Genomic DNA, 3,000 nt, shown 5'->3' on the forward strand with positions numbered 1-3,000 from the left:
TGCGCTTCCGCCGCCGCCTGGCGGCGTTTTTCTTCCTGCTGGCGGGCCAGCCCTTCCAGGTTGGAGCGTATGTCGTCAGCCAGCGTTCCGGCGGCGGCCCCCATGATACGCCCGAGGCTGGCCTCCAGTTTTTCCAGCATGCGCTGCGGCTGATCGGCGCTCAGGCAGGTCTGGGCCAGGCGTTCAGTCATCTGGTGGCGGGGGGTCAGTTCATGTCCGTGGGAAAGCACTTCCGCGGCTTCATCATATTTTTCCTGCCGGATAAGCTGAAAAGACTCGGACAGAAATGGGCTTTTTGCCTCCGGATCTTCCCGGAGCAGCCCGGCGTAGACGGCGCGCGCGCGATGCCAGTTTTTGGCGCGGACAAAGGTGGCGGCGGCAAGACCGAGATAGTGCCGATAGCGGGCCATGTCACCCTTGCCTTTCCAGGCCACGGCCATGCCGAGCTGTGCCTGACCCTGAATCAGGGCGCCGCCCAGTGCTCGCTGAAAAGCGTTAATGGCCGTATTCCATTGCCGCTGCTGCAGGCACTGCATGCCCACGCGGAAATAGTCTTCGGGGCGGCGCACCGGCTTGAGCAGCATGCCATAGGTTTCAAGGGCCTGATCAAAAGCGCTGGTGTCGGTAAACTGCCGTGCGGTCTTTAGCTGCTGCACGTCCGACGCGGCGGCAGCCAGCGAATCCAGGTGAGCCTTGAGCACATTGATGGAATATGGACGCGCAAGAAGGGCGCTGGCTCCACAGCCCAGAGTTCTGAGCTGTTCCGCCTCGTTGTCATTGGGCAGCAAGAGAAGAACGGGAAGGCCGAGAAGCAGGGGGTGCAGCCGCAGGATGGCGCAGAACTGTTCGCCATCCATATCAGCCAGTTTTTGGGAGCAGACGATGATGTCCGGCGTGAAGCCCGGCCCGGAATCGTCAAGCCCGGCCAGCATGCGGGCGGCCGTAATACCGGAGGTCATGCATTCGACCCGACTGGCTCCGGCCTCTCGCAAGGCGCGGCGGTCAAGGCTTGTCAGCGATTCGTTTTCGCAGAGAAGGAGTATGTTCAGGCCGGCGGGGCGGGTCATGTCATTCCTTGGCGGACAGGGAGAATTCCTGGAGGCGAAGGGGCCTATTGCCGCCCTGCTCCTGCACGGATTCTACAGGGACGAAGCTGTATAGGCAAGAGCCTCAGTGGGCAAAGGGGATGATGCGGGCGTGTCCGCCAGCGGCATTGTTGCCGTATTCCGCCTCGTTCTGAAGGCCGTGGTATGCGGCGTGGCAATAGGGGCAGCGCAGGGAGCCGCGAGTGCGCTCCAGGCGAATGAGCCCGCCTTCGTATTCATAGCAGCGGGGGCAAAATGGCCCCTGACGCAAACCATTGGCAGCCAGCCAGTAGAACCCTTTTTCAAGAGTCAGGGTTTCGGCAAGGTGGAGGGCGTCTTCCAGGCTTTTCAAACGCGCCTTGAGCATGCTTATTTCATCATGCAGGGCAATGCCGCGCGACTGCACTTCCATAAGCAGACGCCGTGCCTTGTCGTGATGCCCTGAGGCGAAAAGGTCATTAATTTCCTTGAACAGGCGATAGTCCAGCATACTTTTCTTCCCCACTAGGCAGCCTATCGGAGCGGAAGCAAAAAGCTTTAGGTCGGACCGGAAAACGCTTTTGCCTGTTAAGTCAATGAAACCGTCGTGTTATAGCGTGTAGAAAATTTTCTAGAAAACCTGTGGAAAAGCCGTTCACCTACATCTTGCGGCGTGAGACAGGCTCAAGTGAACGCAGCATTTCACGAAATCGGCGCTCTTCTTCCGGGTCTGTGCCACCAGGCAGAACAGTGCCGTGCAGCAGCCGGTTGTGCAGCATGTCTGCCTCTTTGCGCGCGCCGGCTTTGCGCACCATGTCGGTGGCGGCGTCAGGCACAGGGGAAAGAACCTCCTCGTGCAGACGCTCTTCGGCTTTCTTTTGCGCTTCGGCTGCGCGGCGCAGCACGTCCTCGTTGACCATGATGGGCGCTTCGGCCCGCATTGCCAGCGCTATGGCATCAGAAGGGCGGCAGTCCACGCGCACTCGCCCCCCCGGACCTTGCAGAACCAGAAGGGCAAAAAATACACCCTCGTTAAGGTCGGTAATCTCCACTTTGACAAGCCCGGCCTTGAGCGCCTTGAGAGTCATAAGCAAAAGGTCGTGCGTGAGGGGCCTGGGCAGGCGTTCCTTGTTGAGCACAAGGGACACTGCCATGGCTTCCATAGCCCCCACCCAAACGGGCAGGACGGTTTCCCCTTCCACTTCGCGCAGTATCACGATGGGGTTTTTGGTCTGCGGGTCAATGGTCAGGCCGAAAACACGCATCTCTACCATGGTTCCCCCGTGCGTACGGCCAACAGGCTGTGCTTTTTGGCCTCTGTAATAACTGCCTGCACCAGACGGCCAGTGTGGTCGGTTCCTGCGGGCAGCGGTACATGAACCGGCACGCCGTACGGATCGCGTCCTTGCCAGCTCGGTTCGGCGTTGTCGCCCGGCTTGGGGCTTGGACCTTCCAGAAGCAGCGTTGTCCGGTTGTGGTTTTTCACCCGGGCCTGCAGCCAGCGCGCTCCCAACTCGTCCTGGAGGGCCTGGAGCCGCAGCAGCCTGTCGCGGGCTTCGTCCGGAGCTATTTTGTCAGGGAAAAGCGCGGCTCTGGCTCCCGGCCGGTCGGAATATATGAAAGAAAAGCTGGACATGAAATTGCAGGCACGCATCATGTCAAGCGTGTTTTGAAAATCTTCTTCCGTTTCGCCGGGAAAAGCTACAATCAGGTCTGTGGACAGGGCAAGGTCAGGCCGTGCGGCGCGCAACTCGTCTACCAGACGCAGGAAGGCCGCGCTGTCGTAGCGGCGGCGCATGCTTTTGAGCACCGCATCAGACCCTGCCTGCAAGGGAAGGTGCAAGCGCGGGCAAAGTTGGGGCAATTCCGCAAAAGCGGCCACGTCTTCCGGTCCCATATCTTTGGGGTGCGGGGTGACATAACGCAGGCGCTCCAG

Annotated in this window: 4 protein-coding genes; all 4 read right to left on the reverse strand. The window is 60.2% G+C overall.

Translation table 11 applies throughout. The features are described from left to right. Nucleotides 1-1,067, reverse strand: a 1,067-nt coding sequence (locus V6C16_RS10460; RefSeq protein ID WP_333543161.1) for a histidine kinase, incomplete at its 3' end; no start/stop codon positions are given. Between the two features lie 103 nt (nucleotides 1,068-1,170). Next, on the reverse strand, nucleotides 1,171-1,575 hold the full coding sequence (locus tag V6C16_RS10465) for a hypothetical protein (RefSeq protein ID WP_333536722.1): 405 nt from the start codon (nucleotides 1,573-1,575) through the stop codon (nucleotides 1,171-1,173). Nucleotides 1,576-1,723: 148 nt separating this feature from the next. Then, entirely contained in the window at nucleotides 1,724-2,338 is a 615-nt protein-coding gene (locus V6C16_RS10470; protein ID WP_333536720.1) for a bifunctional nuclease family protein, read from the reverse strand. After that, on the reverse strand, nucleotides 2,332-3,000 hold a 669-nt coding region (locus V6C16_RS10475), incomplete at its 5' end, for a radical SAM protein (RefSeq protein WP_333543162.1). The genes V6C16_RS10470 and V6C16_RS10475, both read right to left, overlap by 7 nt.

Source organism: Desulfovibrio sp. 1188_IL3213 (genome assembly GCF_036763145.1).
Classification (GTDB): domain Bacteria; phylum Desulfobacterota; class Desulfovibrionia; order Desulfovibrionales; family Desulfovibrionaceae; genus Desulfovibrio.

Excerpts from the sequence above, each read along its gene's own strand:
- V6C16_RS10465 (WP_333536722.1), bottom strand. The coding sequence starts at position 1,575 with ATGCTGGACTATCGCCTGTTCAAGGAAATTAATGACCTTTTCGCCTCA.
- V6C16_RS10470 (WP_333536720.1), bottom strand. The coding sequence starts at position 2,338 with ATGGTAGAGATGCGTGTTTTCGGCCTGACCATTGACCCGCAGACCAAA.